Consider the following 26,870-nt stretch of genomic DNA (forward strand, 5'->3'; position numbering starts at 1 on the left):
CCCGGGGCTCGGGGTGGGCGGCTTGGGCCACCTGTGGCGGGGGGGGGCCGGGGGGGTGCCGGCGGGGGGCGGCGGGCCCGGGCCCCCCCCCCCCGGGGGGGGGGGCCCCCCCCCCGCCCCCCCCCCCCGCAGCCTTTCCATGTGCCGCCCCACGCCAGGGACTTTGGTCCGTCCTCTTGCCAACCGCACTTGCGCGCCCTTAGCGTCACCCGCATCTCCACCGAATATCCAATAGGATCTCTGATGTCACAGGGATGGTGACTCGGAGCATCCACCCCCGGACGCAAGAAGGCTGACGATTAAGTCACCCCTGCGCATGACGCTGGCCGTCACGAGCGCCCTCACGCTGGTCACGGGGTGCTCGTTGCTCAACGCGAGCCCCCCGGTGCCCGACGACTGGACCCCGCGCGGCTCCGTCTCGGCCCTGGTCGCTTTCGCCCCCGGAGGCGGCAGCGACCGCTCCGCACGGGTCGTCGCCCAGGGCCTGAACGAACTCGAAGCGGGCTTCGACGTGAACGTCGAGAACAAGGAAGGCGGTTCCGGCGCGGTCGGCTGGGCCACCTTCCTCGCGGAGAAGGGCAACGGAAACGCCCTTCTGGTGGCCGAGACCGCGCTCAACACCCTGCCCATCGTCTACGACGTCCCCTTCACCTACCGCGACTTCACCCCCCTGGTGATGTTCGCCGAGGACTCCCGCATCGTCGTCGCGGGCAAGGACTCCCCGTACCGGACCTGCGCGGACCTCGTCGAGGCCGGCGGCAAGAAGGCCGTCAAGACCGGGTCCAGCGGCAAGACCGGCGCGGACTCCCTGGTCGTCGCGGAGTTCGAGAAGAACGGCGGCACGTTCGCGGTGGTGCCGTACGGCTCCACCGGCGAGGTCCTGACGGGACTGCTCGGCGGCCAGATAGAGGTGGCCCCCGCGAGCGCCGCCTCCGCCAGACCGTATCTGGAGAGCGGCGACTTCAAGGCCCTGTGCACGCTCACCGACGAGCGTTACGACGATGCCGTACTCGGCGACGTACCCACCGCCAAGGAGCAGGGCGTCGACGCGGAAGTCACCATCTGGCGCGGTGTGCTGGCCCCCGGCGACATCGCCCCCGTACAGCGTGAGTACTGGACCAAGGCGATCCGCGAGTCCATGCGGAGCGGCACCTACCGGGACTACATCAAGACGGACCTGCTGATCCCGGCCGACGTCAGCGGCGCGGACTTCGACCGGTATCTCGACACCTACGACCGGCAGATGCAGGAGGTGTTCAAGTGACCGCCACCGACACCGAGCCGCCGGCGGGCGCCGCGCCCACACCGGGGGCCGCCCGCCGCCCGGTGCTCGCCGCGTACGCGGTGCTCACCACCATCGGCGCGCTCTTCTTCCTCGGCTCGTTCGCGTACCCCTGGACCAACCCCGAGGACGGCACGGTCGGCGCCGCCGCCCTGCCGCGCGTCGCCGGACTGCTGCTCCTGCTGGTCGGACTCGGCCTGATCCGCCAGGAGTTCCGCACCGGGTCGATCCTCGAAGGCGACGGACATGTCACCGAGGAGGCCGAGCACACGCCCGAGGAGACCCGCGCGATCCGGCGCACACTCGTCCTCGTCATCGCGGTGATGGTGCTGACCGCGTTGCTCATCCCGATCCTCGGCATGCTGCCCGCCCTCGCCCTGATGACGCTGTACGTCACCGCCTTCGTGGAGAAGCTGCGGTGGCCGGTGGCGCTCGCCACCTCGGCCGGTGTGCTCGTCGTCTCGTATCTCCTGTTCACCGTCGTCCTGCGCGTGCCGCTCCCTCTCGGGCTGTTCGACCCCGCCGTCTGGAGCACCCTGTGATCGACCACATCACGACCGGCTTCGGCGCCGCCCTGAGCGCCGAGAACCTGCTCTGGTGCTTCGTCGGCGTCCTGCTGGGCACGGTCATCGGCATTCTGCCGGGCCTCGGCTCGGCCACCGGCGTGGCCATCCTCATCCCGGTCACCCTCACCTTCGACCCGCTCACCGCGCTGATCATGCTCGCCGGGATCTACCACGGCGCCCAGTTCGGGGCCACCATCACCGCCATCCTCATCGCCACACCGGGCGAGGCGTCCTCCGTCGTCTCCACCCTCGACGGCTACCGGATGGCACGGCAGGGCAGAGCGGGCCCGGCCCTGGCCATCTCCGCGCTCGGCGCGTTCGTCTCCGCGATGGTCTCGCTGTTCGCACTCGCCGCCGTCGCTCCCTACTTCGCCCGTCTCGCGCTGGACTTCGGCCCGCCCGAAATGCTCGCCGTGATGATCCTCGGCCTGTGCACCATCGTGGTGTTCTCCGGCCGGAACCTGCTGCTCGGCATGGGGCTCGGCCTCGTCGGCATCCTCATCGCCTGTGTCGGCGTCGATGTCGGCTCGGGCACCCCCCGCTACACCTTCGGACAGATCGACCTCTTCGGCGGCGTCCCGTACGTCGAGGTCATGATCGGCCTCTTCGCCATCGGTGAACTGCTCAATCAGCTGCACACCGGCATGGCCGCGCCGATCAAGGCGCGCTTCCGGGATCTGCTGCTCACCAAGGAGGACATGAAGCGGGCCTGGCCGGCCACCGCGCGTGGCACCGTCGTCGGATTCCTGCTCGGCTGTCTGCCGGGCGCCGGGACCACGCTCGCCTCCTTCATGGCGTACGGCGCGGAGAAGCGCTTCTCCAAGCACCGCAAGAAGCTCGGCACCGGCGCGATCGAGGGAGTCGTCGCCCCCGACGCCGCGACCAACGCCGCCTCGAACGCCAACTTCGTCCCCACGCTGGTCCTCGGCGTACCGGGCGGCGCCACCACCGCCGTACTGCTCGGCGCGTTCCTGATCTACGGAATCCAGCCGGGACCGCTGCTCTTCGAGAATCAACCCACCCTGGTGTGGGGCCTGTTGGCGTCGTTCTTCATCGGCAACGTGATCCTGCTGATGCTGAATCTGCCGCTCGCCCCGGTCTTCGCCCAACTGCTGCGCGTCCGTTACGCGATCATGTATCCGCTGATCATCGTCACCAGCCTGATCGGCGCGTACTCGGTGAAGAACAGCATGCTCAGCGTCTGGATCGTCATCGTCTTCGGCCTGGTCGGCTACGCGATGAAGCGGCTCAATCTGCCCGTCGCCCCGCTGGTGCTCGGTCTGGTGATAGGCCCGCTGTTCGAGAAGGCGCTGGTGCAGACGTCGGCGCTCGGCGAGGGCTCCGTCCTTCCGCAGATCACCGGCAGCGGTACGGCGATGGGAATCCTGCTGCTGGTCCTCGCCCTGGTCGCGGGCCCGGCGGCCGTCAAGGCGCTGCGCGGGTCGCGGCGTACGGACGACGACGCCGCTGAACCCGCCACTTCCGCCACTTCCGGCACCTCCAAGGAAAGGTAGTCATGCGTACCACCACCACGCCCCGCCCCCGGATCGCGGTCACCCTGGGCGACCCCGCCGGTATCGGCCCGGAGTTGATCGCGGCGCTCCTCTCCCGGCCCGCGACCGTCCAGTCCGCCGACATCGTGCTCATCTCCGACGAGGCAGAACTGAGAATGGCGGGCGAGGACGCCGGGACGCCGGTCACCTACCGTACGGAACCGGCCGACGGCTTCCCGCTCCTGCACGACCGAAGCGCCCACCGTCCCGCCGGACCTTTCGAGCGCCGCAAAGCCACGGCGGCGGGCGGCCGTTGGGCGCTCGGCAATCTGCGGACCGCGCTCGACATGGCCGGGCGCGGCGAGGTGGACGCCATCGTGTTCGCACCGCTCAACAAGACCTCGCTGCACCTGGCCGGGATGGCCGAGAGCGACGAACTGCGCTGGTTCGAGGAGGTGTTGGGGGTCACCGGCTTCACCTCGGAGCTGAATGTCCTGCCCGGACTCTGGACGGCGCGTGTCACCTCGCACGTCTCGATCGCCGAGGTCGACGCGGGCATCACGCACGAGAACGTCAAGAAGCCCGGCCGGCTTCTCGACCGGGTGCTGCGCGACTCCGGCCTGGACGCGCCCCGTATCGCGGTCTGCGCGCTGAACCCGCACGCCGGTGAGAACGGGGCGTTCGGCCGCCACGAGCTGGACATCATCGGCCCGGCGACCGCCGAACTGGCGGCCGAAGGCATCGCCGTCCAGGGACCTTTCCCCTCGGACACCATCTTCCTCCGGGCGAAGGCCGGTGAGTTCGACGGCGTGCTGACGATGTATCACGACCAGGGCCAGATCGCGATGAAGCTGATGGGCTTCGACGGCGGCGTCACGATCGCCGGCGGCCTGCCCCTGCCCATCTGCACCCCGGCCCATGGCACGGCCTTCGAGGTCACCGGCAAGGGCATCGCCAACACCGGATCCATCCAGAACGCCTTCGACCTCGCGGTCCGCATTGCCGGCCGTCAAGCCGGCCGTGTGGAAGGTTCGTTGGAGAGCCGGACGGGGCCGGCCGCCTGAAAACCTTCCCCTCACACTCTTGACCCTCTCGCGCATCGTCCGTACGTTCCGTGGTCATACGTAGGAGCAGAGGCCCAGCGGTCCTCGCGGCTGATGCTCATACGACTTCCCAGGCCGACCTAGTCGCGGCGGCGGGCCAGGAGCGCCACCGGGCTCGCCGACAGGAGTTCCGTCAGGGAGATCGGGCCGCCGGGGAACTCGCGGTCCGGGGACAGCGCGTCCGTCCATCGGCCGGCCGGGAGTTCGAGCACCGTGCCCGACCAGCCGCCGGACGCCGCCAGGCGCAGCGACAGCCGCGTGACCGCCGAGATGACCTCGCCCGAGCGGGAGAAGGCGGTGCAGTGGTCCGCCGCCGGGCCCGTCGCCATCAGCGGCGTGTACGTGGCCGACTCCGCGAACGCGTGCGGGCGTTCGGCGCGCAGCCGCAGCGCCGCCACCGTCAGTACCGTCTTCTCGTCGGGCGGGCCCGTACGGAAGCGTTCGCGGTTGTCCGGGTCGACCAGGGCCAGATACTCCCGCTCCGTCCGCTGGTAGATGTCCGGCACACCCGGCATCGTGAGATGGACCAGCGCCGCGCCGAGCGTGTTCGCCCTTATGTGCGGGGCGAGTTCGCGGCCGAGGCGGGCCACCGCCTCGCGCGGCCGGCCCGCCGGACCCGCCGCAACGAAGTCCCGTACCGCCTGTTCGTACACCGGATCGGGCTCCGTCCAGCTGGTGTGCAGGCCCGCCTCCCGTACGGACTTCAGCAGCGCCGGCTCCATCCGGGCCCCGTCCGGCGGCGCCTCCGACGGGGTGAAACCGAAGACCGTCTGCCAGGTCTGCCAGGCCAGTTGGGCATCGGGTGCGGCGACCCCCGCCAACTGGCGCAGCAGCGCGTCCCACCGGTCGGGGCACTCCGACAGGACGCTGATCCTGGCCCGTACGTCCGCGCTGCGCTTGGTGTCGTGCGTGGTCAGTACGGTGCCGGTGGCCGGCCAGTCGCGGGCCAGGCGCGCGCAGTAGTCGTGGAAGCGCTCCGGGCTCACCGCAGGCCGCCCCGGATCACCGCCGACCTCGTTCGCGGACAGCAGCGGCACATGGCGGTAGAAGGCCGTGTCCTCCACGGCCTTGGCGCGCAGCGCGGACGACGTCTGGGCGAAACGGGCGCAGAACGCCGTCCGGTCCCGGCCGCCGCCGAGCCTGCCGAGTGCCAACTCCCTTACGACGTCGACCGCCGCGGCCTCCTCCGGCACCGCGAACGCCGCCTTGGCCTGCCGCGCCGCCTCCTCCGACACCGCCGCCTCGTCGGACTCCCGGCACGGCCCGCCCGCGACCGCGTAGGGCCGGTACACGGGCACCCGTACCAGCAACTCCCTGATCGCGGTCCGCAGCGCCCACGGCGCGTGGTCGCGCAGCGCGACGTCCGCCGCGCAGATCCGCTCCGCGATCCGGGCCAGCGCGGCGGTCTCGGCGCCCAGTTCATCGATGACGACCTTGTACATCGCGCGCCGAACGGTCGCTTCCCAGTAGCCGCCCCGGTCGCCCGCCGGGCCGGTGAAGTCCCGGAAGCGGTGCGCCAGTTCGTCGGCGCCGACCGGATCGGTGAACAGCCCGTCGATGCGGTGCAGCGCGTCGTACCCCGTCGTGCCCGCCACCGGCCAGCTCGCCGGCAGCGGCTCGTCACCGGTGAGGATCTTCTCCACGACCGTCCAACAGGCGCCGCCCGTCGCCTCGTTGAGGCGGCGCAGATACCCCTCCGGGTCGGCCAGGCCGTCCGGGTGGTCGATCCGCAGACCGTCGACGACCCCGTCCCGGACGAGTTCGAGGATCTTGGCATGGGTCGCGGTGAAGACCTCCGGGTCCTCCACTCGCAGCCCGATCAGCTCGGAAATGGTGAAGAAACGCCGGTAGTTGAGTTCGGTTCGGCCCAGCCGCCACCACGCCGGCCGGTAGTGCTGGGCGTCCAGGAGCGCCGGCAGCGGCAGCTCCTGCGTACCGGCGGCGAGCGGGAAACGCTGCTCGCCGTGGTGCAGCATGCCGTCCGCGACCCGCAGTTCGGCGAGTTCACCGCCGACCGGCCCCGGCAGCACGGGCAGCAGCAGCTTCCCGTCGCCCGCCTCCCAGTCGATGTCGAACCACCGCGCGTACGGGGACGCCGGACCCTCCCGCAGCACCTCCCACAGCGCCCGGTTGTACCCGGGCGCGGTCGCCATGTGGTTGGGCACGATGTCGAGAACGATCCCGAGCCCGTACTCACGGGCCCGGTCGGCCAGCCGCCGCAGCCCCTCCTCGCCGCCCAGCTCGGCGCGCACGCGCGAGTGGTCGACGACGTCGTATCCGTGGGTCGAACCGGGTACGGCCTCCAGCACCGGTGACAGATGCAGATGCGAGACCCCGAGCGCGGCGACGTACGGCACGGCCTTGGCCGCGGTGGCGAAGGGGAAGTCCGGCTGGAGCTGGAGTCGGTAGGTGGAAGTGGGCGTCATGCGAACGTACGTACCCCGCTCAGCGGTATCTGTGTCATCTGCTCACGCATTCGGCAGCCCGGCGTGCCCGAGCCCGCGTAACCCCGAGCGCGCCAACGCCCCGAGCACGCGTACGCCCCGAGGAACCGGCTCGACCGGGCGGAGGTACGGACACGCACCCCCGCCCCATCCTGCCTGATCGCGCCTACACCTGCCGCATCAGCACCGTCATGCTGCGGCCGACCATCATGATCCGCTCGCCCGCGTCCACTTTCGGGCCGTCCCCCGGCGGCACGCCCTCCGGACGAGCCGTGTCCACGACGATCCGCCACTGGCTGCCGAGGTTCTCGGGCACGGTGAATTCCAGCTTCTCCCCGCTCGCGTTGAACATCAGCAGGAACGAGTCGTCCGTGATCCGCTCGCCACGCGGCCCCGGCTCCGAGATGGCCTGCCCATTCAGAAAGACCGTCATGGCTCTCGCGTCGGTCGCGTCCCAGTCGCCCTGGATCATCTCTTCACCCTCAGGGGTGAACCAGGCGATGTCCGACAGCTCGTCGTGCGTGCCCTCCACCGGCCGGCCGTGGAAGAACCGCCGCCGCCGGAACACCGGATGGTCGCGCCGCAGCCAGACCATGGTCTGGGTGAAGGCGAGCAGTCCCTTGTCCTTCTCGTCGCCCTTCTCGGGCCAGTGCACCCAGGCGACCTCGTTGTCCTGGCAGTACGCGTTGTTGTTGCCGCCCTGCGTACGGCCGAACTCGTCGCCGTGACTGAGCATCGGCACGCCCTGGGAGAGCATCAGCGTCGCGATGAAGTTGCGCACCTGACGGTCGCGCAGCTCCAGCACCTGCGGGTCGTCGGTCGCACCCTCCGCCCCGCAGTTCCACGAGCGGTTGTGGCTCTCGCCGTCCCTGTTGCCCTCGCCGTTCGCCTCGTTGTGCTTCTCGTTGTAGGCGACCAGGTCGTGCAAGGTGAAACCGTCGTGGCAGGTGGTGAAGTTGATGGACGCCAGGGGACGCCGCCCGTCGTCCTGGTACAGATCGGACGAGCCGGTGAGCCGGGACGCGAACTCCGCCAGGGTGCGCGGCTCGCCCCGCCACAGATCGCGGACCGTGTCGCGGTACTTGCCGTTCCACTCGGTCCACAGCGGCGGGAAGTTGCCCACCTGGTAGCCGCCCTCGCCCACGTCCCATGGCTCGGCGATCAGCTTCACCTGGCTGACCACCGGGTCCTGCTGGACCAGGTCGAAGAACGACGACAGCCGGTCCACCTCGTGGAACTGCCGGGCCAGCGTGGCCGCCAGGTCGAAGCGGAAGCCGTCGACATGCATCTCCTCCACCCAGTACCGCAGCGAGTCCATGATCAGCTGGAGCACGTGCGGACTGCGCATCAGGAGCGAGTTCCCCGTGCCGGTGGTGTCCGTGTAGTAGCGCGGGTTGTCGGCGCCGAGACGGTAGTAGGACGCGTTGTCGAGGCCCCTGAAGGAGAGCGTCGGGCCCAGATGATTGCCCTCGGCCGTGTGGTTGTACACCACGTCGAGGATCACCTCGATGCCCGCCTCGTGCAGCGCCTTCACCGCCTGCTTGAACTCCAGCACCTGCTCGCCGCGGTCTCCCCAGGAGGCGTAGGAGTTGTGCGGGGCGAAGAAGCCGATGGTGTTGTAGCCCCAGTAGTTGTTCAGCCCGGCGTCCACCAGCCGGTGGTCGTTGACGAACTGATGCACCGGCATTATTTCCAGCGCGGTGACGCCCAGCTCGGTCAGATGCTCGATCACCGCCGGATGGGCGAGCCCCGCGTACGTACCGCGCAACTCCTCCGGCAGCTCCGGGTGCAGCATCGTCAGGCCCTTCACATGGGCCTCGTAGATGACGGTGCGGTGGTAGTCGGTCCGCGGCCGGCGGTCGTCGCCCCAGTCGAAGTACGGGTTGATCACGACGGCCGTCATCGTGTGCGGGGCCGAGTCCATGTCGTTGCGCGAGTCGGGCTTGCCGAAGTGGTAGCCGTACACCGACTCGTTCCAGTCGATGCTCCCGCTGATCGCGCGGGCGTACGGGTCCAGGAGCAGCTTCGCCGAGTTGCAGCGCTGCCCCCTCTCGGGCGCGTACGGCCCGTGGACCCGGAAGCCGTACCGCTGACCGGGCATGATGCCCGGCAGGTAGGCATGCCGGACGAAGGCGTCCGCCTCGCGCAGCTCCACCGCCGTTTCTGAACCGTCGTCGTGCAGGAGGCACAACTCGATCCGGTGCGCGGCCTCTGAGTAGACCGCGAAGTTGGTTCCGGCGCCGTCGTAGGTGGCGCCGAGGGGATACGTCTGTCCCGGCCAGACCTGCATAGATATGACTCTTCCACTTCTGATCCGGGTGCTGGGGCTTCCTCGGTCAGATACTCCCCGAAAGAAGCGCAACCTCCTAGGAGGCCGGTGCGGAAGCCGGGCCGGAAGCAGCCCGCGACCTGTCGGGCCGGCCCGGCCGCCGACCTGGCGGGTCAACTTCGCGTTCCCGGAGCCCCACCCCGTTGCCGGACCGTGTCCTGGAGTCGTATATGGCCGGATTCAAACCATAAGCGGCGCCTGAGCCGACCATCCGTCACCAGGCGCAACCACTATGAATCATCTCACTCCGGCCGAGATCGGCACACAGAACGCCGTGCCGAACCAGGGGAGTTGAGAAACGAGCCTGTGCATCCGGCTGCACCTCCTCCCCTTCGCGCAGTACCCTTCCTTGATCGTTGAAAGGGGAGGGAAGGCGGTGCGCGGGTGAGCTCGGGAGGGCTGGAGCTACCCCCAGGTGACCCAGGTCACGAGGGGGTTTCCGGCGACATCCCGCCCGGAGCGGTCTCCCTCGCACGGCCGATGGAGATCGGGGCGGAACTGGACTGGGGGCCGGAGGCCTGGAGCGAGGTGCGTACGCGCGCCCAGCGGGCCGGCCGGGCCTATATCTGGCTGAATTTGGTCGAACAGCGGCTCCGTGCCGTCGTCTCGGCGATCCTCAAGCCCATCTACGAGCCGGTGCACGGCGACGACTGGGTGGTGGCCGCCGCCGGACCGGCGGGCCAGGAGTGGGTCCAGCGCGCCGTCGCCGTCCGCGAGGTCTCCCGCCGCAAGGGCTATCTGCTCGACCCGGCCGACGACAACGTCCTGAGCTTCCTGACGCTCCCGCAGCTGCGGGAGCTGATGGTCCAGCACTGGCCGGGCTTCCAGCCGTACTTCGACGACCGCAGGGACGTCGAGCTGGCCCTGGACGAGCTGGAGGTCGCCCGTAACGTCGTCTCCCGCAACCGGGCGCTGTCCGAGGCCGTGCTCGCGCAGGCCGAGCGGGCGTCGGCACGGCTGCTGGAGATCCTGGGCAGCGGAGCGGCCGTGCCGTCCGCCGAACGGCTCAGGGTGGACGCCGTGGAGGACCTGGTCGGCGACCGGTACGCGGACGTGGTCTCCGTCCACCCGGACCGGGTCAGGCTCCAGCGGCAGATCCCGGCCGAAGACCTCTTCGGCGGCGCCAGGCGCCTCGACGCGGTCGGGATAGGCCTGAACCTCCTCGTGCAGAACTTCTCCGGCAGGCGCCTCGTACGCCTCGCCGAGTCCGGCTGCCGGATACGGCTGCTCTTCCTGAACCCGGCCAGCAGCTCGGTCAAGCGCCGCGAACGCGAACTGGGTCTCAAGAAGGGCGAGCTGAGCCGTTCCGTGGAGATGAACATCCTTCATATGCGCCGCGTCCGCTCCCGGCTCCGCGATCCGGGCGCCTTCGAGATCCATGTCTTCGACGAGACACCGCGCTTCACCGCGTATCTGGTCGACGGGGACGGCGCGGACGGGCTCGCGGTCGTGCAGTCGTACCTGAGACGGGCGCGCGGCATGGAGGCGCCGGTGCTGGTGCTGCGGGGCGCGGGCCGCGACGTGGTGCGCGTCGGCCGGGAGACGGAGCACGGCCTCTTCCAGACCTACCGCGAGGAGTTCGAGTCGGTGTGGGCCGACTCGCGCCCCGTCTCCTGAAGCCGCGTCAAGGCTTCGACCGGCGTTGTCAGTGCCGCGTGCGAGGGTGATTGTCGAACGGGGAGAAGCGTGAGGGAGGACCGGGATGGGCTGGCACGGGGAGCGGTTGGTCGGATTCGATCTGGAGACGACGGGCACGGAGCCGCTGGAGGCGCGCATCGTGACCGCCGCGGTGATCGCGGTGCGGGACGGCGCGGTGGAGGAGCGGCGGGACTGGCTGGCGGACCCGGGCATCCGGATCCCGGAGCAGGCGTCGGCGATCCACGGGGTCACCAGCGAGCGCGCGTCGGCGGAGGGCCGGCCGGCCGCTGAGGTGACGGACGAGATCGCCGCGACGCTGGCGGGTTACTGGACGCGGGGCGTGCCGGTCGTGGCGTACAACGCGTCGTTCGATCTGACGCTGCTCACGGCGGAGTTGGCGCGGTACGGACTGCCGTCGCTGAACGACCGGGTGGGCGGCGGACCGATCGGCCCGGTGATCGATCCGTACACGATCGACCGCGCTGTCGACAAGTACCGCCGGGGCAAGCGGAATCTGGAGGCGGTCTGCACGGAGTACGGAGTGGTGCTGGCCACCGCGCACGACGCGGGCGCGGACGCGCTGGCGGCCGTGCGGGTGGCGACGGCGATAGCGGCCCGCCACCGCGAGGTCGCGACCTTGACGGCGCAGGCGCTGCACGAGCGGCAGATAACCTGGTACGCGGAGTGGGCGGCCGACTTCCAGAGCTTCCTGCGCCGCAAGGGGAACACGGACACGGTGGTTGACGCGGCGTGGCCGCTACGCGAGTTGATCCCGGCGGACCGTCGCAGCCCCTCCGGCGTCTGAGGCTCACGACCGGGCACTTCCAGCCCGACGTTTGAGGCGCCGGGTCCGGGGCGGAGCCCCGAAACCCAGCCCGCCCGGCGTTTGAGGGCACGGCCGAAGGCCGTACGGGGTCCGGGGCGGAGCCCCGGTTGAGGGAAGGGGCGGGTAGGGGAAAAGACCCTGCCCACCCGTCAGAAGGGGTACCAGCGCACCTCGGGGTCACCGTCACGCAGAGAGTTGACGCGGCGGCGAAACTCGCTGAGCGCCCGCCGGTTCGTCGGAGCGTGCTGCGCCACCCACGCGCAACTCGCCGTCTCACGGGCCCCACGCAGCACGTCGCAGCCCGACCAGTCCCGCACGTCCCACCCGTACCCGGCCGCGAACGTGTCGTACGCCTCCGAAGCCATGCCGTAGCGGTCACGCGACAGCGCCATCACCACCAGGTCGTGCTCGCGCAGATCGGCCGAGAAGGTCTCCAGGTCGACCAGGACCGGTCCGTCCGGGCCTACATGGACATTGCGGGGGAGCGCGTCGCCATGGATCGGGCCGGGGGTCAAGTGCGGGGTGAGCGCCGCCGCGGCGGCGGCGAAGCCGTCCCTGCGCTCGCGCAGGTAGTCGGCGTCGGCCGGGTCGATCGCGTCGCCGGCGATCCGCAGCCACCGCTCCACACCGCCGAGCAGTTCCCGGCGCGGCAGCTCGAAGGGCGGGGCGGGCAGCGCGTGGACGAGCCGGAGCAGCGCCGCGAGGTCGGCCGGTTCCGGGGGCCGTACGGCGTCGGGCAGCCGCCGCCAGAGCGTCACCGGGTGGCCGTCCGCCGTACGGGCCTTGGGCTCCGCCGCCCGTACGGCGGGCACGCCGCTCCGCGCCAGCCAGTCGGCGACGGCCAGTTCACGCTCGGCGCGCTCCAGCAGCTCCGGTGCCCCGGCGAGACCCCGGCCGACTTTGACGACGAGGTCGCCGACGCCGAACACCGCGTTCTCGCCCAGCGCCAGCAGGTCCGCGTCGCCCGACAGCCCTGCGGCGCCAAGTACGGCGCGCGCCCGTGCCTCGTCCATCGAACTCTCCCTCAATCTCCCGCCACCGGCCGGCGCGCCCGCCGTCCGTCGTGCGAACCGGGGTAAGTCTCGCATCCACGCAGGTTGGCTTGACGAACCCACCGCTCGTCAGCACGATGACGGGGCCGCCAGGGCGGCCACGCCCTCACAGAGCCGCCCGAAGGAGCCGAATCCGTGACACTGGCGACCGCGAAGACGCGGTCCGGCAAGAGCAAGAGAGCCAGGCGAACACCGGAAGGCGCACCGCCACGGAAGAAGGTGCTCGACCGCGGCGCCTGGTTCCTGGTGCTGCCCGCCCTGATACCGATCCTCGTCCTCAGCGTCGGCCCCCTGCTCTACGGCATCGCCCTCGCCTTCACTGACGCGCAGTCCGGCCGCACCGAGCCCACCGAGTGGATCGGCACGCTCAACTTCCAGGACCTGTACCACGACACGCTGTTCTGGGAGTCCTTCCGCATCGGCCTGCTGTGGGCGGTCGGCGTCACCGTCCCGCAGTTCCTGCTCGCGCTCGGTCTCGCCCTGCTGCTCAACCAGCGGCTTCGCCTCCGCTGGCTCGCGCGGGCCCTCGCGATCATCCCGTGGGCCATGCCCGAGGTGGTCGTCGGCATCATGTGGCGCCTCGTCTACAACGCCGACGCCGGAATCCTCAACGAGACGATCCGCGACTTCGGCCTCGGTGACGGCCGCGACTGGCTCACCGGTCTCGCCACCGCACTGCCCGCCGTGATCGTCGTCGGCATCTGGGCGGGCATGCCGCAGACCACCGTCGCGCTGCTCGCCGGACTCCAGAACACCCCCGGCGAACTGCACGAGGCGGCAGCGCTGGACGGCGCGGGCGCCTGGCGCCGGTTCCGTACCGTCACCTGGCCCGCCCTCAAGCCGGTCGCCCTCGCCATCACGGCGCTCAATTTCATCTGGAACTTCAACTCCTTCGCCCTGGTCTACGTGCTGACCAACGGCGGCCCCGGCGGCCGTACCCGGCTGCCCATGCTCTTCGCCTACGAAGAGGCCTTCCGCTACGGCCAGTTCGGCTACGCCGCCGCCATGGGCTGCGTCATGGTCGCCGTGATCTCCGTCCTCCTCGCCTGCTATCTGGTGGGACGTCTCAAGGCAGGGGAGGAGAAATGAGTCTCCGCACCAGCAGACCCGCACGCGCCGGGCAGTACCTCGCGCTCCTCTGCTACCTCGTCTTCCTCGCGTTCCCCTTCCTGTGGCTGATCTCCACCGCCTTCAAACCGGCGCGTGAGCTGGGCAGTCTGCACCCCACCTGGATCCCCGACAGCCCGACCCTGGAGAACTTCCGGCAGGCGTTCGACGAGCAGCCGCTGCTCAGGGCGGCCGGCAACAGCCTCACCGTCGCGCTCGGCGCCGCGCTGATCTCCGTGGTCATCGCGACCCCGATGGCGTATGTGATGGCCCGTCGGCGCAGCAGGCTCGCGACGGCGGCCACCGGGTGGGTCGTGGTCAGCCAGGCGTTCCCGTTCGTCCTGGTGATCATCCCGCTCTTCCTGGTGCTGAAGAACCTCCACCTGATCAACTCCCTCTTCGGGCTGATCATGGTGTACGTGGTGTGGTCGCTGCCGTTCGCGCTCTGGATGCTGGTCGGCTATGTACGGGCCGTACCGGCCGAGTTGGAGGAGGCGGCGGCCGTCGACGGCGCGGGCCGGCTCCGTACGCTCGTCTCGGTCACGGTTCCGCTGCTGGCGCCGGGCATCGTCGCCACCACGATGTTCGCCTTCATCACCGCGTGGAACGAGTTCTTCTTCGCGCTCGTCCTGCTCAAGAGCCCGGAGAAGCAGACGCTGCCGGTGATCCTCACCCACTTCCTCGGCGCCGAGGGCGTCGCCGACCTGGGACCGCTCGCGGCGGCGGCGTTCCTCGCGACGATCCCCTCGCTCGTCATCTTCGCGATCATCCAACGACGGATCACGGGCGGCATGCTCGCCGGGGCGGTGAAGACCTGATGCGTACGAGAACACGCCTGGTGGCCGCTGTCGCCACGGTCGCGCTGCTGCTCACCGGCTGCTCCGGTTCCGGCGGCGACGGCGACTCGGCGGACGGCCGGATCACCCTGCGCTTCCAGTCCCTCGCCTGGCAGGACGAGTCCGTCGCCGTCAACAAAGAACTGGTGAAGGAGTGGAACGCCGCCCACCCAGACGTGCGCGTCGAGTACGTACAGGGCAGTTGGGACAGCGTCCACGACCAACTGCTCACCTCCTTCGAGGGCGGTGAGGCACCCGACATCATCCACGACGCCTCCGACGACCTCGCCGACTTCGCGTACGGCGGCTACCTCGCCGATCTCGGCGAACTGCTGCCCGACCGTCTGAAGCGTGACATCCCCGAACAGAGCTGGCAGACCACGGAGTTCGGTGACGGGGTGTACGGCGTGCCGTTCCTCCAGGAGCCGCGCGTGCTGATCGCCAACAAGAAGATCCTGGAGGCCTCCGACGTCCGGATCCCGACCGTCGGCAACCCGTGGACCTGGGCGGAGTTCAGGGCGGCGACCAAGGAACTGAGCGCGGGAGAAGGACGGAAGCCAGCGGCGGGACAGGCGGAGTACGGCGTGGCCTGGCCGCTCAAGGACCCGGTCTCCGCGACGCTCAACCTCAGCCGCTCCACCGGCGGGCAGCTCTTCCACCGAGGCGCGGACGACAAGGTGACGATCAAGTACACGGGGGCCGACGCCGAGGTCCCCACCCTCATCCGCGACCAGGTCAACAGCGACGGCAGCGCGTCGGGCGCCACGCTCGGCATGGGCGGTTCGGACACGCTGCCCGGCTTCTTCGGCGGGAAGTACGCGATGGTGCCGCTCGGCTTCTCGTACCGGCAGCAGATCATCCAGCAGGCGCCGAAGGGCTTCGAGTGGACGGTGCTGCCGGCGCCCGCCGGGGCCGACGGCGCGACGCAGGGCGTCAGCCCGCAGACCCTGTCGGTCTCCGAGGACACCCGGTACAAGGAAGAGGCCGTCGCCTTCATCGACTTCCTCCTCCAGCCCAAGAACATGGTCCGCCTCGCCCAGGGCGACTGGATGCTGCCCACCGGGACGGCGGCGCTCGCCGACCCGTCCCTGCACACCGCCAAGGACGGCTGGTCGACCGGTGCGGCCCTCGCCCGCGAACTGCTGCCGGCGCCCGCGCAGTCGGTGCGCGGCTATCCGGAGTGGAAGGACAAGGTCGCGACCCCGGCGCTCCAGGAGTACTACAGCGGCGCGATCGACCGCGCGGAGCTGGAGGAACGCCTGGTGAAGGACGGCAATCTGGTGCTGGCCCGCTATCAGCGCTGAGGCGGGTCGCCCCGCGCCTCGATGCGCGCCGCGCGGCCCTGGAGGTAGCGCTGCTCGGGGAGGCTGGTGGTGAGCCGCGCCGCCGTACGGTAGTCGGCGAGCGCGGCCTCCCGCTCGCCGGCCCGCTCCAGCAGATGGGCCCGGACCGCGTACTGCCGGTGATGCCCCGTCAACCGCCCCTCGGCGGCGAGCGGTTCGAGCAGGGCGAGTCCGGCGCGCGGGCCGGTTCTCTGCATGTCTGCACGTTCCGGCGGAAAAATTGAGTAGTGCGTGCCGATCCGATCCCTCTAGCCTGCGGATCATGGGTTGCAATTTTCAGGCGATCGTAAACGTCCGCTCCGTCCGGGGCTCCGTCGCCGCCTTCACCCGGCTGCGGCACACCCCGGCGCCCTGACCGGACCCGGGATCTTCGACCGCTGACCCACAGCGTCCCCCCGCGCGCACCGATCCGTGATCCGACGTCCGTGATCCGACGTCCATGATCCGTGGTCCGTGTGCCGCTTCACCCTGCTCCGGTCAGGGCCTTCGTCTGCCCACGAAGCCCTTTCAGGAGACAGGACGCAGGCCATGGCCCGCAGTCGGCAGCACCGATCCCGCACGCTCTCGCAGAACTTCCTCATCGACCGCGCCACCGCGGCCCGCCTCGTACGCGCCACCCGGCCCGACCCGGCCGGGCTGCTGCTCGAAGTCGGCCCCGGCAAAGGCGCGTTGACCTCGGCGCTCGCACCGCACTGCGGCGAGCTGCGCGCGTACGAGATCGATTCCGGGCTCGTCCCGGAACTCCGCCGCACTTTCGCCGCCGCACCCCATGTGCGGGTGTACGAGCGGGACTTCGTCGCCGTAACCCCGCCGCGCGAGCGCTTCGCCGTCGTCGGGAACGTGCCCTTCTCGCGTACCGCCGACATCGTCGACTGGTGTCTGCGCGCGCCCGCGATGAGCGACGCCACGCTCATCACCCAGCTCGAATACGCCCGTAAGCGCACCGGTGACTTCGGGCGCTGGTCGCTTCGGACGGTGGAGACCTGGCCGCGCGTCGAGTGGCGGCTGCTCGGCACGATCGGACGGCGGGCGTTCCGCCCGGTGCCGCGCGTGGACACGGGCATCCTGCGCCTCCAGCGGCGCCCGCGCCCGCTGCTGCCCGCCGCCGAACTCGCCGACTACCGGCGGCTGGTGGAGGCGGGCTTCTCCGGGGTCGGCGGGTCGCTGTACGCCTCGCTGCGCCGGGCCGGCCACCCGCGCCGACGGCTCGACGCGGCGTTCGACGCGGCGCGTGTCGACCGGGCGGAGATCGTGGCGTTCGTGCCGCCGGGGGCGTGGCTGACGCTGCACGGCGGACTGAACTGAACGAGACGTCTCGTCTCGTTCGATGCTACGGTGTGGGTATGACCTCACGACAGCGTGCCCACATCGCCATGTTCTCCATCGCCGCCCACGGGCACGTGAACCCGAGCCTCGAAGTCATCCGGGAACTCGTCGCCCGTGGGCATCGCGTCAGCTACGCGATCCCCGCCTCCTTCGCCGAGAAGATCGCCGAGACCGGCGCGCAGCCGGTCATCTACACCTCGACCCTGCCGACGGACGACGACCCCGACGCCTGGGGCACCGAACTGGTCGACAATCTGGAGCCCTTCCTCGCCGACGGCATGCAGGCGCTGCCTCAACTGGCCGAGGCGTTCGAGGACGACCTCCCCGATCTCGTCATCAGCGACATCACCTCGTACCCCGCGCCGATCCTGGCGCACCGGTGGGGTGTCCCGTATCTCCAGCTCTCACCGAACCTGGTCGCCTGGGAGGGGTACGACGAGGAGGTCGCCGCCCCTCAGGACGCCCAGCTCGCCGAGTCCGAGCGGGGCCGGGCCTACGTCGCCCGATTCCAGGCGTGGCTGGACGAGAACGACATGAACCTTCCCCTGAGCCGGTTCGTCGTCCATCCCGATCGTGCGATCGTGCTGATCCCGAAGGCACTTCAGCTCTTCGCCGACCGGGTGGACGAGTCCGTCTACACCTTCGTCGGCGCGTGCCAGGGGGAGCGGGCCGACCAGGGGGAGTGGGAGCGGCCGGCCGGGGCGGACAAGGTGCTGCTGGTCTCCCTCGGCTCGGCGAACACCAAGCAGCCCGACTTCTACCGCGCCTGCGTCGAGGCGTTCGGGGATCTGCCCGGCTGGCATGTCGTCCTCCAGATCGGCAAGTTCGTCGACCCGTCCGAACTGGGCGAGATTCCCGGCAACATCGAGGTGCACCCCTGGGTGCCGCAACTCGCCGTCCTGAAGAAGGCCGACGCGTTCATCACCCACGCCGGCGCCGGCGGCAGCCAGGAAGGCCTCGCGACCGGTACGCCGATGGTCGCCGTACCGCTGCTCGTCGACCAGTTCGGCAACGCCGACACACTCGTCTCGCTCGGCGTCGCCCGGCGCCTCTCCATGGAGGAGGCGACGGCAGAGGTGCTGCGGGAAGCGGTCACCGGGCTCGTGGCGGACCCCGAAGTCGCGCGCAGGGGTGAGGAGATCAAGCGGAAGATGGCCAAGGAGGGCGGCACGCGCGAGGCGGCCGACATCATCGAGGCCACGCTGCCGACGCCCGACTCCTGACGCGCGGCAGGACGCGACACGCCCGGCCGGTGGAGACCGGTCGGGCGTGCGGCGTCTGGCTGTGCGATGTGCGGTTGTGCGGGGACGGGGGTGCGTCAGACCCGTACGGGATCGGGCTGTTCGCCCGCCTTCCCGTACGGGTCGACCGCCGGCTCTCCGCCGTCGGCGCCGGACTCCGCCTCCGCGACGGCCGACTCGTCGTGCGTCAGGTCGGGCAGCCACCGCAGCCAGGTGGGGAAGTACCAGTTGCTCTCGTCCAGCAGAGCCATGATCGCCGGGAGCAGTACGCCCCGGATGATCGTCGCGTCGATCAGTACCGCCGCCGCCAGGCCGACGCCCATCTGCTTCATCGACTGCATCGACAGCGTCCCGAAAATGGCGAACACGGCGACCATGATCACTGCCGCGCTCGTCACCACGCCCGCCGTGGTCACCACCCCGTGGGTGATGGCCTCACGGGTGGTGCGGCCCCGCGACCGCGCCTCGCGGATCCGGGACACCACGAAGACGTGGTAGTCCATCGACAGTCCGAAGAGGATCACCAACAGGAACAGCGGCAGCCAGGCGACGATCGCCCCGACGCCTTCGGCGCCGACCAGTGACGCGCCCCAGCCGTGCTGGAAGACCATGGTCAGGATGCCGTAGGCGGCGCCGACCGACAGCAGGTTCAGCACGATCGACGTCACCGCGATCGTCAGCGACCTGAAGCAGAGCAGCATCAGCAGGAAGGCGAAGATCACGACGAAGGCGAAGACAGGTGCCACCGCCCAGACGATCTGGTCGTTGAAGTCCTTCGACCCGGCGACCTGGCCGGAGATCGGCGCCTCGACGCCGTCGACCGTGCCGAGCGTGTCGGGCCGTACGGTGTCCCGCAGCAGCCCCAGGCTCTTCTCGGCCCGCTTCTGGTCCGAGCCGCCGACCAGGGGCACCTCGATGACCGCGACGTTCTGCTCGTCGTGCGTGACGATCTCGACGGGCCCCTCCGAGGCGCCCGAACTCACCGCCTGCGCCTGGAAGTCGGCGAGTGCCCGTTGTACGGGCGCGGCGTTGATGTCGTCCGCCCGCACCACGACCTCGGCCGGCTCCGCGCCCCCGGGAAAGGCCTCGTTGACCCGTTGGTACGTCTGGACGATGGGCACCGAGTCGCCGAACTCCTGGTCCAGCGTGAAGTTCTGCGTCTGCATGCCCACGGCCGGCAGGGCGATCGCGACGAGCGCGCCCGCCGCGACCACCAGCGCGGTCTTCGGCCGGCGCAGCACGCCGCCGAGCACGGCACGCCAGAATCGGCTCTCGCCGGTACCACTCTCACCGGCGCCCCCGTCGCCACCGGCGACCGCCCCGTCCGACGTGCGCTGCTTCTTGGACTGCTTGAGGCGGTTCAGGAAGGGCAACCGGCCCCGCTCCACGCGCTCGCCGAGCAGTGACAGCAGTGCGGGCAGCACGGTCACCGAACCGATCATGGCCACCGCGACGACCATCAGCGACGCCAGACCCATCGCCTTGAACTCGGCCACCCCGGTGAAGAGCATCCCCGCCATGGCGACACACACCGTCACACCGGAGACGACGACGGCCCTGCCGCTCGTCGCCGCCGCGATCCGCAGCGCGGTCCCGGCGTCGCGGCCGGCCTCGCGCTCCTCGCGCTCACGCCGCAGATAGAACAGGCAGTAGTCGACGCCGACCGCGAGACCCACCAGCAGCATCACCGAGTTCGCCGTGTCGCTCATCGGCATGACGTGGCTGACCAAGGCCATGAGTCCCATCGTCGCCATGATGGCGGTGAGGGCGAGCACGACCGGCAGCAGAGCGGCGACCAGCGCGCCGAAGGCGATCAGCAGAATACCCAGCGCCACGGGCACGGCGGTGAACTCCGCCTGCTTGAAGTCGTCTCCGTACGCGTCGTCGAAAGTCTTCTTCATGCTGGCGCCGCCGATCTCCGCGATCCGCAGCGTGTCCTCGTGCTCCTCCTGCACGCTCGCGACAGCCTTGAGTACCGGCTCGACCCGCTCGCTCGAAGTCTCCGGATCGCCACGCATGTTGAACTGCACCAGCGCGCTGCGGCCGTCCTTCGAGATGGTCTTCGTGTCGTACGGCGAGGTCACGTCGGTGACTTCGCCCGTCTGCTCGACGGCCGCCACGACCGCCTCGACCCCGGCGCGGAACTCCTTGTCCGTGGCGGAGGTTGACGGGGCGACACCCTGGACGATGACCGACTCGCCCACGGGCTCCGTCAGACCCGCGTCCTCGATGATCCGTGCCGCATCGCTGACCTCGCCGGACATCTGCTCGCTGTTCTTGACGCCGACCTGCCCCGCCGCCGTGCCAAGTCCCATGGCGAGTACGACGAACAGCACCCATATGATGACCGCTGTCCACCGGTGCCGCGCACTCCAGGCTCCGGCACGCGCCGCGATTCCGTGCGAGGGGGGCGCCGCCCCCGGCCCCCGGCCCCGGCCTTGTCGCCATCGTTTCTCTGTCGTCACCATCGCCGGTTCGTCCCCTCGGGCCTGAGAGCGGCCGTGTGCCGCAGTCTTCGAGCGAAGTTATCGGGTTCCGGCCCTTCCCTTCTGTCGTCCTGGTGAAGCCCCTGACAACTAACGTGCTGCGGAGGGGGATCGAGTGGGTCGGTCCGAGTTTCGCCCGCATGGCCGACTTCATATTGAGAAACGATGTTTTCTCAGTAACAGCGGCCCGAAGGTCTTGATCTGAGCGCAACAATCGGCCAGGGTTTCGAACCAGCCCGCCGGAAGTTCTACCTCCGACGAGCTGTCCCCCCACAAATGCTCACGAGGAGAAGCCTCTTCATGACAACTCATAAGCGTGCCGCCCGGATGAGACTCACCGCGGCGATAACCGCGGTGGCAGCTGTGGCCGGTATCACCGCATTCGCCTCCCCCACGGCGGGCGCGGCCACCCCTCTCGGCACGGTGTACGGGGCCGACGCCAAGGGCGCGGTCGCGGGCAGCTACATCGTGATGCTGGATCAGAAGGCGAACAAGAAGGACCTCGCCGCGCAGTACGGCGGGAAGCTCAACCGCACCTACAAGTCCGCCATCAACGGCTTCTCGGCCAGCGGTCTTTCGGCCACCGAAGCGGGGCGACTCGCCGCCGACCCGGCCGTCGCCAAGGTCGTCCAGAACAAGAAGTTCTCGATCGACGCCACCCAGGACAACCCGCCGTCCTGGGGCCTCGACCGGATCGACCAGCCCACCACCGCCGGTGACAACGCCTACAACTACCCGGACAGCGCGGGCGAGGGCGTCACGGCGTACATCATCGACACCGGAGTCCGCGTCAGCCACGCCGACTTCGAGGGCCGCGCGTCGTCCGGCTTCGACGCGATCGACAACGACGGCAACGCCGACGACGGCAACGGCCACGGCACGCACGTCGCCGGCACCGTCGCGGGCGCGGCCCACGGCGTCGCCAAGAAGGCGAAGATCGTCGCCGTCCGGGTCCTCGACGACTCGGGCAGCGGCACCACCGAGCAGGTCGTCGCCGGCATCGACTGGGTCACCGCGAACCACACCGGCCCCTCCGTCGCCAACATGAGCCTCGGCGGCGGCGCCGACCCCGCCCTCGACGAGGCCGTCCGCGCGGCCATCGCCTCCGGCGTCACCTTCGGCGTAGCGGCGGGCAACGACTCCAGCGACGCGGGCACGACCTCCCCGGCGCGCGTCGAGGAGGCCATCACGGTCGCCTCGTCCACCGTGGACGACCAGCAGTCGTCGTTCTCCAACTACGGCCCGATCGTGGACATCTACGCGCCGGGCTCCGACATCACGTCGACGTGGAACGACAGCGACACCGGTACGAACACCATCTCCGGTACGTCGATGGCGACCCCCCACGTCGTCGGCGCGGCGGCGGTGTACCTGGCCGGCCACCCCGACGCCGCACCCGCCGACGTCGCCACGGCCCTGACGGACGGTGCCACGCCGGACGTCATCTCCGACGCCGACCCGAGCACCCCGAACAAGCTGCTGAAGGTCGTCGAGTAGAGGTCGTCGACCAACCGACATGGGACCGGCGGTCGTCGCGCTCTCCCCCACGGGGCGCGGCGGCCGCCTTCCGCATGGCGGAGCAGTCCTACTGTGGACCCCATGACGACCACCAGGTACGGGGCCCTGCTGCGCGGAATCAACGTCGGCGGGAGCCGGAAGGTCCCTATGGCCGCGCTGCGCGACGTACTGACCGGACTCGGCCACAGCGACGTCGCGACATACCTCCAGAGCGGCAACGCCGTCTTCACCGACTCCACCGGCGCCGACGAGTCGGCGCTCGCCACCGCGCTCGGCGACGCCATCCACGAGAGGTTCGGCTTCCCCGTCGACTGCCTGGTGCGCGACGCCGCCTACCTCAAGACCGTCGCCGACGCCTGCCCCTTCCCCGCCGCTTCCCTCCAGGGCAAACAGCTTCATGTCACGTACTTCTCCGAGCCCGTGACCCCCGAGCGCTTCGCCGCCGTCGACCAAGAGGCGTACCACCCCGAGGAGTTCCGGCTCGGCGACCGGGCCCTGTATCTGTACGTCCCCGACGGTCTCGGCCGTTCCAAACTCGCCCAGGCGCTGTCCAGGCCCCGCCTTTACAAGGGCCTCGTCGCCACCTCCCGCAACTGGAACACCGTCGTGAAGCTGGTGGAGCTGACCCGCGACTGAGCCGCCCACGGCCGTTCCCGCGGTCGTTCCCGCCACCGCGGGAACGACCGCACCCGGGCCGTGACCGCACGCCGACCATTCGGGTGGGATCCATCCCGCCTCACCCGATATGCGGCTCAAGCACCGCTATAAAGGGGCCCGTCACGTCGATCAACTGATGGGTACTCACCATGCTGAAGGCCGCTCTGCGGGTCCTCGCCACCGCCTCACTCGCCACCGCCGCGCTCGCCCCGACCGTCGCGTCCGCGTCCGCCAACGCCCCGATCCCGACCCCGACCCCGGCGCCCGCCCCCGCCCCGGCCGCCGCGGCCCCCGCCCTCGACACGGCGCCCTGCGGCCCGGTCGTCTCGTACCGCTCCTGGGACTGGTGGCGTACGACGACCAACCCGCTCATCGCGAACACCGTCAGGGAGACCGCGGCGTCGGAGCGCTGGCAGTGGCGCGACGACACCAACACGCTGTGGCGGGGCGACACCCGCGAGAACGTGGAGGACCTGTTCGACAAGGGCTTCACCCCCCGCGGCGAGGCGATGGTTCCGCTGGCCGAGTACATCGTCAAGGGCGGTGGCCAGAACAGCGCGCACCTGAGCACCACGTGTGAGAAGTGGGTGGCGCAGAAGTTCGCCACGTACGGCGCCGCGAAGACCGGCTGGGTCTACGAGATCGACGCCCCCGGCGGCATCGACGTCAACGCCACGGCCGCGCTCAACCGCTACGAGTCGCCGTACCTGTGGAACAAGGAGGTCGACTTCCCGGGCGGTATCGACGGCCAGTTCATCAAGCAGGCCTGCAAGTACCACCTGACCAAGACCGACCCGCAGACCAAGGTCAACACCTACGAGAACCTGGGCTGCAAGACCAACGACAAGTTCCGCCCGCTCGTCGCGGGCATGGACATGGCCGCCGCGCGCTAGCGACCGGCCCGCCCTCCGCCCTCCGCTCGCCTCTCCCCGATCGCCGTATGGGCCCTGGTCCATACGGCGATTCAGGTTCGGTCCACATCCAAGTCCGCGCCCACGCCCAGCTCCGCCAGCAGCCGTTCGCGCAGCGCGGCGTACGCGGTGCCGCCGTGGGCGCGGGGTGCGGGCAGGGTCACGGGGATGTCGGCGCCGATGCGTCCCTCGGAGAGGACGACGACACGGTCGGCGAGCACGATCGCCTCGTCCACGTCGTGCGTCACCAGCAGGACCGCGGGGCGGTGTCTGTCGCACAGCCGGCGCAGCAGTGCGTGCATCCGGATGCGCGTCAGCGCGTCCAGCGCGCCGAACGGCTCGTCGGCGAGCAGCAGTCCCGGTTCGCGTACGAGCGAACGGGCCAGCGACACGCGCTGCTGCTCGCCGCCGGACAGTTCGACGGGCCACGCCTTCTCCCGCCCCTCCAGGCCCACTTCGGCGAGCGCGGCCCGGCCGCGCTCCACCGGACCGGGTCCTTCGAGGCCGAGGACGACGTTGTCGAGTACGCGCTTCCAGGGCAGCAGCCGGGCGTCCTGGAACACGACGGAGACCGGGTCGGGCGAGCTGAGTCCCCCGGTGCCCGTGACATCGTGGTCGAGACCCGCGAGCGCGCGCAGCAGCGTGCTCTTGCCGGAGCCGCTGCGGCCCAGCAGCGCGACGAACTCCCCTGCGCCCACGTCGAGATCGAGCCCGTCGAGGACGTTCCGGTCGCCGAAGGAGCGGACCAGATTCCGGATCCGTACGGTGCCGGTCAGCCCGCCAGTGTGCGTCGCCATGACAGCGTCCTCCGTTCGACGAGACGTACCAGCGCGTCGGAGAGGAGCCCGAGGAGTCCGTACACGACCAGGCCGACGATGATGACGTCGGTCTGCCCGTACGTCCGGGCCAGCTCCATCATGTAGCCGATCCCGCTGGTGGCGTTGACCTGCTCGACCACCACCAGGGCCAGCCAGGCACCGGTCACGGCGAACCGCATGCCCAGCAGGAATCCGGGCAGCGCGCCGGGCAGGACGACATGGCGCAGGAACGCGGTACGGCTGAGCCGCACCGTCTCGGCCAGCTCCACATAGCGGTTGTCGATGGTGCGCAGCCCGTTGTGCGTATGGATGTAGACCGGCACGAACACGCCCAGGGCGATCGTGATGACCTTCATGGACTCGCCGATGCCGAACCACAGGATGAGCAGCGGGATCAGCGCGAGGGACGGGATGGCCCGCTTGATCTGCACGGGGCCGTCGATCACCCCTTCGGCGATCCTGCTGAGGCCCGAGACAAGAGCCAGTACCAGACCGGCCAGGACGCCGAACAGCAGCCCGAGCGCGGCCCGTTGGGCGGAGGTGGCGAGGTTGGACTGGAGCCGGCCGTTCTCGATCAGGTCGCCCGCCGTCGTCACCACGGTCCATGGGGCCGAGAGATTACGGGAGTCGATGAGCCCGGTGGCGGAGCCCGCCGCCCAGACGGCGAGCAGGAGCAGCGGGCCCAGTGCCCAGCCGTACGGGACGGGGCGGCCCAGCCCGAGACGGCGGGGGGCGCGGGTGGTGCTCGGCGCCTGTACCGTCAACTCGTCTTTGTGCAGGGTGACTTCCTCGGCTGCCTCGGTGCTCATGACCCCGCTCCGGTGTCGGCCCCCGTGTCAGCTCCGGTGCCCGCGATCGCGTCGGCCCCGACCTTCTCGTAACGCCGGTCGAAGAGGATCTCCGCGTCGAACGGCTCCTTGTCGGTCTCCTTCGACAGCAGGTCGATCGTCTTCTGCTGATCGGCGACGGCTCGCGTCCAGTCGTCCGGAATGGCCGGGTGACCGCCCGTCTTGACCAGATACTCGCCGTCCTCGCGCGACAGCCCCTGGTCCTTCACGTAGTAGCCCTCGATCCACTCCTCGGGGTGCGTGTCGATCCAGACCTTCGCCCTGGCCCAGTACTTCACGAACTCACGTATGGCGGCTGCCTTCTGAGGGTCGCTCACCGATGCCGTCGGCACCCAGAGATGAGTGGGGTCGTCCCGCAGCCCGTGCGGGATCGTCTTGCCGCCGTCCTTGCCGTACTTCGCCGGATAGCGCTTGATGTTGACCCCGCCGAGCGGCGCCGCGTCGACCTGCCCGCCGCCGAGCGCGGTGGGATACACGTCCCCGGTGCTCGGCAGTTCGACCAGTTGCACATCGTCCTTGCTGAGCCCGGCCCTGGCCAGGATGCGCAGGACGAGCGCGCCCTGGGCCTGGCCGGGGCTGTACGCGATCTTCTTGCCCCGCAGGTCCGCGAGGCTGTCGATGTCGGCGCCAGGCGCGATACCCAGCTCGTATATCGGGTTCTTGATCGGGTCCGTACGGAACGCCGAGGCCACCAGCTTGGTGTCGAGCCCGGTCCAGTGGGCGTGGATCGACGGGATCTCGGCTGCTGAGCACACGTCGAGGGATTTGGCGCGAAACGCCTCGGAGCACTGCGGACCGCCGCTGAGATTCGCCCACTTCACCCGGAAGGGGAGTTTGTCGATCTGTCCGGACAGCTTGAGAGCCACCTGGATCTCGGGACTGCCGATCGTGATCTCGGTGTCCGGGTTCACCGTCTTCGGGATCTCGACGTCGGAGAGATCCTTCGATGACGCGGTGGTGGTGGCGGTGTTGTCGGCGCAGCCGGTGAGCACGGCCGGGGTGAGCAGGACGGTGGCGAGCAGGGCAGCACGGAGTGCTCTGGACAT

At 70.1% G+C, this 26,870-nt stretch carries 22 protein-coding genes; 14 read left to right on the plus strand and 8 right to left on the minus strand.

Features of this window, described 5'->3' with window-relative positions; all coding sequences use genetic code 11:
• Positions 1–316: 316 nt before the first annotated feature.
• From ACIBLA_RS02785 to ACIBLA_RS02800, 4 genes are read left to right on the plus strand one after another with little or no spacing between them, the layout of a single operon-like run.
• The gene (locus tag ACIBLA_RS02785; RefSeq protein ID WP_399197591.1) at positions 317–1,264 is read left to right on the plus strand and encodes a tripartite tricarboxylate transporter substrate binding protein; all 948 of its coding nucleotides are present in this window, start codon (positions 317–319) and stop codon (positions 1,262–1,264) included.
• Positions 1,261–1,824: a tripartite tricarboxylate transporter TctB family protein gene (locus ACIBLA_RS02790; RefSeq protein ID WP_399197592.1), complete on the plus strand. Its 564-nt coding sequence runs from the start codon at positions 1,261–1,263 to the stop codon at positions 1,822–1,824. Before ACIBLA_RS02785 ends, ACIBLA_RS02790 begins: the two co-directional genes overlap by 4 nt.
• Entirely contained in the window at positions 1,821–3,362 is a 1,542-nt protein-coding gene (locus tag ACIBLA_RS02795) for a tripartite tricarboxylate transporter permease (protein WP_399197593.1), read from the plus strand. The genes ACIBLA_RS02790 and ACIBLA_RS02795 overlap by 4 nt, the downstream gene beginning before the upstream one ends.
• Before the next feature lie 2 nt (positions 3,363–3,364).
• Positions 3,365–4,405: a 4-hydroxythreonine-4-phosphate dehydrogenase PdxA gene (locus ACIBLA_RS02800; RefSeq protein ID WP_399197594.1), complete on the plus strand. Its 1,041-nt coding sequence runs from the start codon at positions 3,365–3,367 to the stop codon at positions 4,403–4,405.
• A 119-nt stretch (positions 4,406–4,524) separates the two neighbouring features.
• On the opposite strand, the gene treY is transcribed toward ACIBLA_RS02800, so the two are convergent.
• Both treY and glgX read right to left on the minus strand, forming a co-directional pair.
• A complete protein-coding gene (gene treY / locus ACIBLA_RS02805) occupies positions 4,525–6,870 on the minus strand; it encodes a malto-oligosyltrehalose synthase (protein ID WP_399197595.1) in 2,346 nt (781 codons plus the stop codon).
• 184 nt (positions 6,871–7,054) lie between these two features.
• Positions 7,055–9,178: a glycogen debranching protein GlgX gene (glgX, locus tag ACIBLA_RS02810; RefSeq protein ID WP_363239630.1), complete on the minus strand. Its 2,124-nt coding sequence runs from the start codon at positions 9,176–9,178 to the stop codon at positions 7,055–7,057.
• Positions 9,179–9,601: 423 nt separating this feature from the next.
• On the opposite strand from glgX, the gene ACIBLA_RS02815 reads away from it, so the two are divergent.
• Positions 9,602–10,834, plus strand: a complete 1,233-nt coding sequence (locus ACIBLA_RS02815) for an SAV2148 family HEPN domain-containing protein (RefSeq protein WP_363239631.1) — start codon at positions 9,602–9,604, stop codon at positions 10,832–10,834.
• A gap of 85 nt (positions 10,835–10,919) precedes the next feature.
• Positions 10,920–11,660: a 3'-5' exonuclease gene (locus ACIBLA_RS02820; RefSeq protein ID WP_399197596.1), complete on the plus strand. Its 741-nt coding sequence runs from the start codon at positions 10,920–10,922 to the stop codon at positions 11,658–11,660.
• A gap of 170 nt (positions 11,661–11,830) precedes the next feature.
• Here ACIBLA_RS02820 and ACIBLA_RS02825 read toward each other — a convergent pair whose 3' ends face one another.
• Positions 11,831–12,694, minus strand: a complete 864-nt coding sequence (locus ACIBLA_RS02825; RefSeq protein WP_363239633.1) for an aminoglycoside phosphotransferase family protein — start codon at positions 12,692–12,694, stop codon at positions 11,831–11,833.
• 180 nt (positions 12,695–12,874) lie between these two features.
• Between ACIBLA_RS02825 and ACIBLA_RS02830 the strand changes: the two genes are divergently transcribed.
• From ACIBLA_RS02830 to ACIBLA_RS02840, 3 genes are read left to right on the plus strand one after another with little or no spacing between them, the layout of a single operon-like run.
• Positions 12,875–13,822, plus strand: coding sequence for a carbohydrate ABC transporter permease (locus ACIBLA_RS02830; RefSeq protein ID WP_399197745.1), 948 nt, complete (start codon positions 12,875–12,877; stop codon positions 13,820–13,822).
• Positions 13,819–14,658 (plus strand): carbohydrate ABC transporter permease, encoded by an 840-nt coding sequence (locus tag ACIBLA_RS02835; protein ID WP_363239635.1) that lies wholly within the window; start codon positions 13,819–13,821, stop codon positions 14,656–14,658. The genes ACIBLA_RS02830 and ACIBLA_RS02835 overlap by 4 nt, the downstream gene beginning before the upstream one ends.
• Positions 14,658–15,980 carry an ABC transporter substrate-binding protein gene (locus tag ACIBLA_RS02840; protein WP_399197597.1) on the plus strand — a complete coding sequence of 441 codons (1,323 nt, stop codon included), beginning with the start codon at positions 14,658–14,660 and terminating at the stop codon, positions 15,978–15,980. Before ACIBLA_RS02835 ends, ACIBLA_RS02840 begins: the two co-directional genes overlap by 1 nt.
• Here the strand turns inward: ACIBLA_RS02840 and ACIBLA_RS02845 are convergent.
• Positions 15,971–16,216, minus strand: a complete 246-nt coding sequence (locus tag ACIBLA_RS02845; RefSeq protein WP_399197598.1) for a hypothetical protein — start codon at positions 16,214–16,216, stop codon at positions 15,971–15,973. The two genes, ACIBLA_RS02840 and ACIBLA_RS02845, sit on opposite strands and share 10 nt — an antisense overlap.
• A gap of 331 nt (positions 16,217–16,547) precedes the next feature.
• On the opposite strand from ACIBLA_RS02845, the gene erm reads away from it, so the two are divergent.
• Both erm and mgt read left to right on the plus strand, forming a co-directional pair.
• Positions 16,548–17,324: an ErmE/ErmH/ErmO/ErmR family 23S rRNA (adenine(2058)-N(6))-methyltransferase gene (erm, locus tag ACIBLA_RS02850; RefSeq protein WP_399197599.1), complete on the plus strand. Its 777-nt coding sequence runs from the start codon at positions 16,548–16,550 to the stop codon at positions 17,322–17,324.
• 38 nt (positions 17,325–17,362) lie between these two features.
• Positions 17,363–18,568 carry a macrolide-inactivating glycosyltransferase gene (gene mgt, locus ACIBLA_RS02855; RefSeq protein ID WP_363239639.1) on the plus strand — a complete coding sequence of 402 codons (1,206 nt, stop codon included), beginning with the start codon at positions 17,363–17,365 and terminating at the stop codon, positions 18,566–18,568.
• A gap of 95 nt (positions 18,569–18,663) precedes the next feature.
• Here the strand turns inward: mgt and ACIBLA_RS02860 are convergent, their stop codons facing one another.
• Positions 18,664–21,054: an MMPL family transporter gene (locus tag ACIBLA_RS02860; protein WP_399197600.1), complete on the minus strand. Its 2,391-nt coding sequence runs from the start codon at positions 21,052–21,054 to the stop codon at positions 18,664–18,666.
• 318 nt (positions 21,055–21,372) lie between these two features.
• Between ACIBLA_RS02860 and ACIBLA_RS02865 the strand changes: the two genes are divergently transcribed.
• The 3 genes from ACIBLA_RS02865 (at position 21,373) to ACIBLA_RS02875 (ending at position 24,140) form a co-directional block, all read left to right on the plus strand.
• Positions 21,373–22,569 carry a S8 family serine peptidase gene (locus tag ACIBLA_RS02865; protein WP_399197601.1) on the plus strand — a complete coding sequence of 399 codons (1,197 nt, stop codon included), beginning with the start codon at positions 21,373–21,375 and terminating at the stop codon, positions 22,567–22,569.
• A 102-nt stretch (positions 22,570–22,671) separates the two neighbouring features.
• Positions 22,672–23,226 carry a DUF1697 domain-containing protein gene (locus ACIBLA_RS02870; protein ID WP_399197602.1) on the plus strand — a complete coding sequence of 185 codons (555 nt, stop codon included), beginning with the start codon at positions 22,672–22,674 and terminating at the stop codon, positions 23,224–23,226.
• 170 nt (positions 23,227–23,396) lie between these two features.
• Complete coding sequence (locus ACIBLA_RS02875) at positions 23,397–24,140, plus strand: hypothetical protein (protein ID WP_399197603.1); 744 nt, start codon at positions 23,397–23,399, stop codon at positions 24,138–24,140.
• 71 nt (positions 24,141–24,211) lie between these two features.
• Here the strand turns inward: ACIBLA_RS02875 and ACIBLA_RS02880 are convergent, their stop codons facing one another.
• The 3 genes from ACIBLA_RS02880 to ACIBLA_RS02890 are packed head-to-tail and all read right to left on the minus strand — an operon-like array spanning position 24,212 to position 26,870.
• The gene (locus ACIBLA_RS02880) at positions 24,212–24,955 is read right to left on the minus strand and encodes an ABC transporter ATP-binding protein (RefSeq protein ID WP_399197604.1); all 744 of its coding nucleotides are present in this window, start codon (positions 24,953–24,955) and stop codon (positions 24,212–24,214) included.
• Positions 24,931–25,785: an ABC transporter permease gene (locus tag ACIBLA_RS02885; protein WP_399197605.1), complete on the minus strand. Its 855-nt coding sequence runs from the start codon at positions 25,783–25,785 to the stop codon at positions 24,931–24,933. The genes ACIBLA_RS02880 and ACIBLA_RS02885 overlap by 25 nt, the downstream gene beginning before the upstream one ends.
• Entirely contained in the window at positions 25,782–26,870 is a 1,089-nt protein-coding gene (locus ACIBLA_RS02890; protein ID WP_399197606.1) for an ABC transporter substrate-binding protein, read from the minus strand. Before ACIBLA_RS02890 ends, ACIBLA_RS02885 begins: the two co-directional genes overlap by 4 nt.

The organism is Streptomyces sp. NPDC050433, assembly GCF_044458565.1.
Lineage (GTDB): Bacteria > Actinomycetota > Actinomycetes > Streptomycetales > Streptomycetaceae > Streptomyces.

What these genes read in the sequence shown, in the direction of transcription:
- ACIBLA_RS02785 (WP_399197591.1), top strand. Translation starts at nt 317, where the DNA reads ATGACGCTGGCCGTCACGAGCGCCCTCACGCTGGTCACGGGGTGCTCG.
- ACIBLA_RS02800 (WP_399197594.1), top strand. Translation starts at nt 3,365, where the DNA reads ATGCGTACCACCACCACGCCCCGCCCCCGGATCGCGGTCACCCTGGGC.
- treY (WP_399197595.1), bottom strand. Translation starts at nt 6,870, where the DNA reads ATGACGCCCACTTCCACCTACCGACTCCAGCTCCAGCCGGACTTCCCC.
- glgX (WP_363239630.1), bottom strand. Translation starts at nt 9,178, where the DNA reads ATGCAGGTCTGGCCGGGACAGACGTATCCCCTCGGCGCCACCTACGAC.
- ACIBLA_RS02820 (WP_399197596.1), top strand. Translation starts at nt 10,920, where the DNA reads ATGGGCTGGCACGGGGAGCGGTTGGTCGGATTCGATCTGGAGACGACG.
- ACIBLA_RS02825 (WP_363239633.1), bottom strand. Translation starts at nt 12,694, where the DNA reads ATGGACGAGGCACGGGCGCGCGCCGTACTTGGCGCCGCAGGGCTGTCG.
- ACIBLA_RS02835 (WP_363239635.1), top strand. Translation starts at nt 13,819, where the DNA reads ATGAGTCTCCGCACCAGCAGACCCGCACGCGCCGGGCAGTACCTCGCG.
- ACIBLA_RS02840 (WP_399197597.1), top strand. Translation starts at nt 14,658, where the DNA reads ATGCGTACGAGAACACGCCTGGTGGCCGCTGTCGCCACGGTCGCGCTG.
- ACIBLA_RS02845 (WP_399197598.1), bottom strand. Translation starts at nt 16,216, where the DNA reads ATGCAGAGAACCGGCCCGCGCGCCGGACTCGCCCTGCTCGAACCGCTC.
- erm (WP_399197599.1), top strand. Translation starts at nt 16,548, where the DNA reads ATGGCCCGCAGTCGGCAGCACCGATCCCGCACGCTCTCGCAGAACTTC.
- mgt (WP_363239639.1), top strand. Translation starts at nt 17,363, where the DNA reads ATGACCTCACGACAGCGTGCCCACATCGCCATGTTCTCCATCGCCGCC.
- ACIBLA_RS02860 (WP_399197600.1), bottom strand. Translation starts at nt 21,054, where the DNA reads ATGGTGACGACAGAGAAACGATGGCGACAAGGCCGGGGCCGGGGGCCG.
- ACIBLA_RS02865 (WP_399197601.1), top strand. Translation starts at nt 21,373, where the DNA reads ATGACAACTCATAAGCGTGCCGCCCGGATGAGACTCACCGCGGCGATA.
- ACIBLA_RS02870 (WP_399197602.1), top strand. Translation starts at nt 22,672, where the DNA reads ATGACGACCACCAGGTACGGGGCCCTGCTGCGCGGAATCAACGTCGGC.
- ACIBLA_RS02875 (WP_399197603.1), top strand. Translation starts at nt 23,397, where the DNA reads ATGCTGAAGGCCGCTCTGCGGGTCCTCGCCACCGCCTCACTCGCCACC.
- ACIBLA_RS02880 (WP_399197604.1), bottom strand. Translation starts at nt 24,955, where the DNA reads ATGGCGACGCACACTGGCGGGCTGACCGGCACCGTACGGATCCGGAAT.
- ACIBLA_RS02885 (WP_399197605.1), bottom strand. Translation starts at nt 25,785, where the DNA reads ATGAGCACCGAGGCAGCCGAGGAAGTCACCCTGCACAAAGACGAGTTG.
- ACIBLA_RS02890 (WP_399197606.1), bottom strand. Translation starts at nt 26,870, where the DNA reads ATGTCCAGAGCACTCCGTGCTGCCCTGCTCGCCACCGTCCTGCTCACC.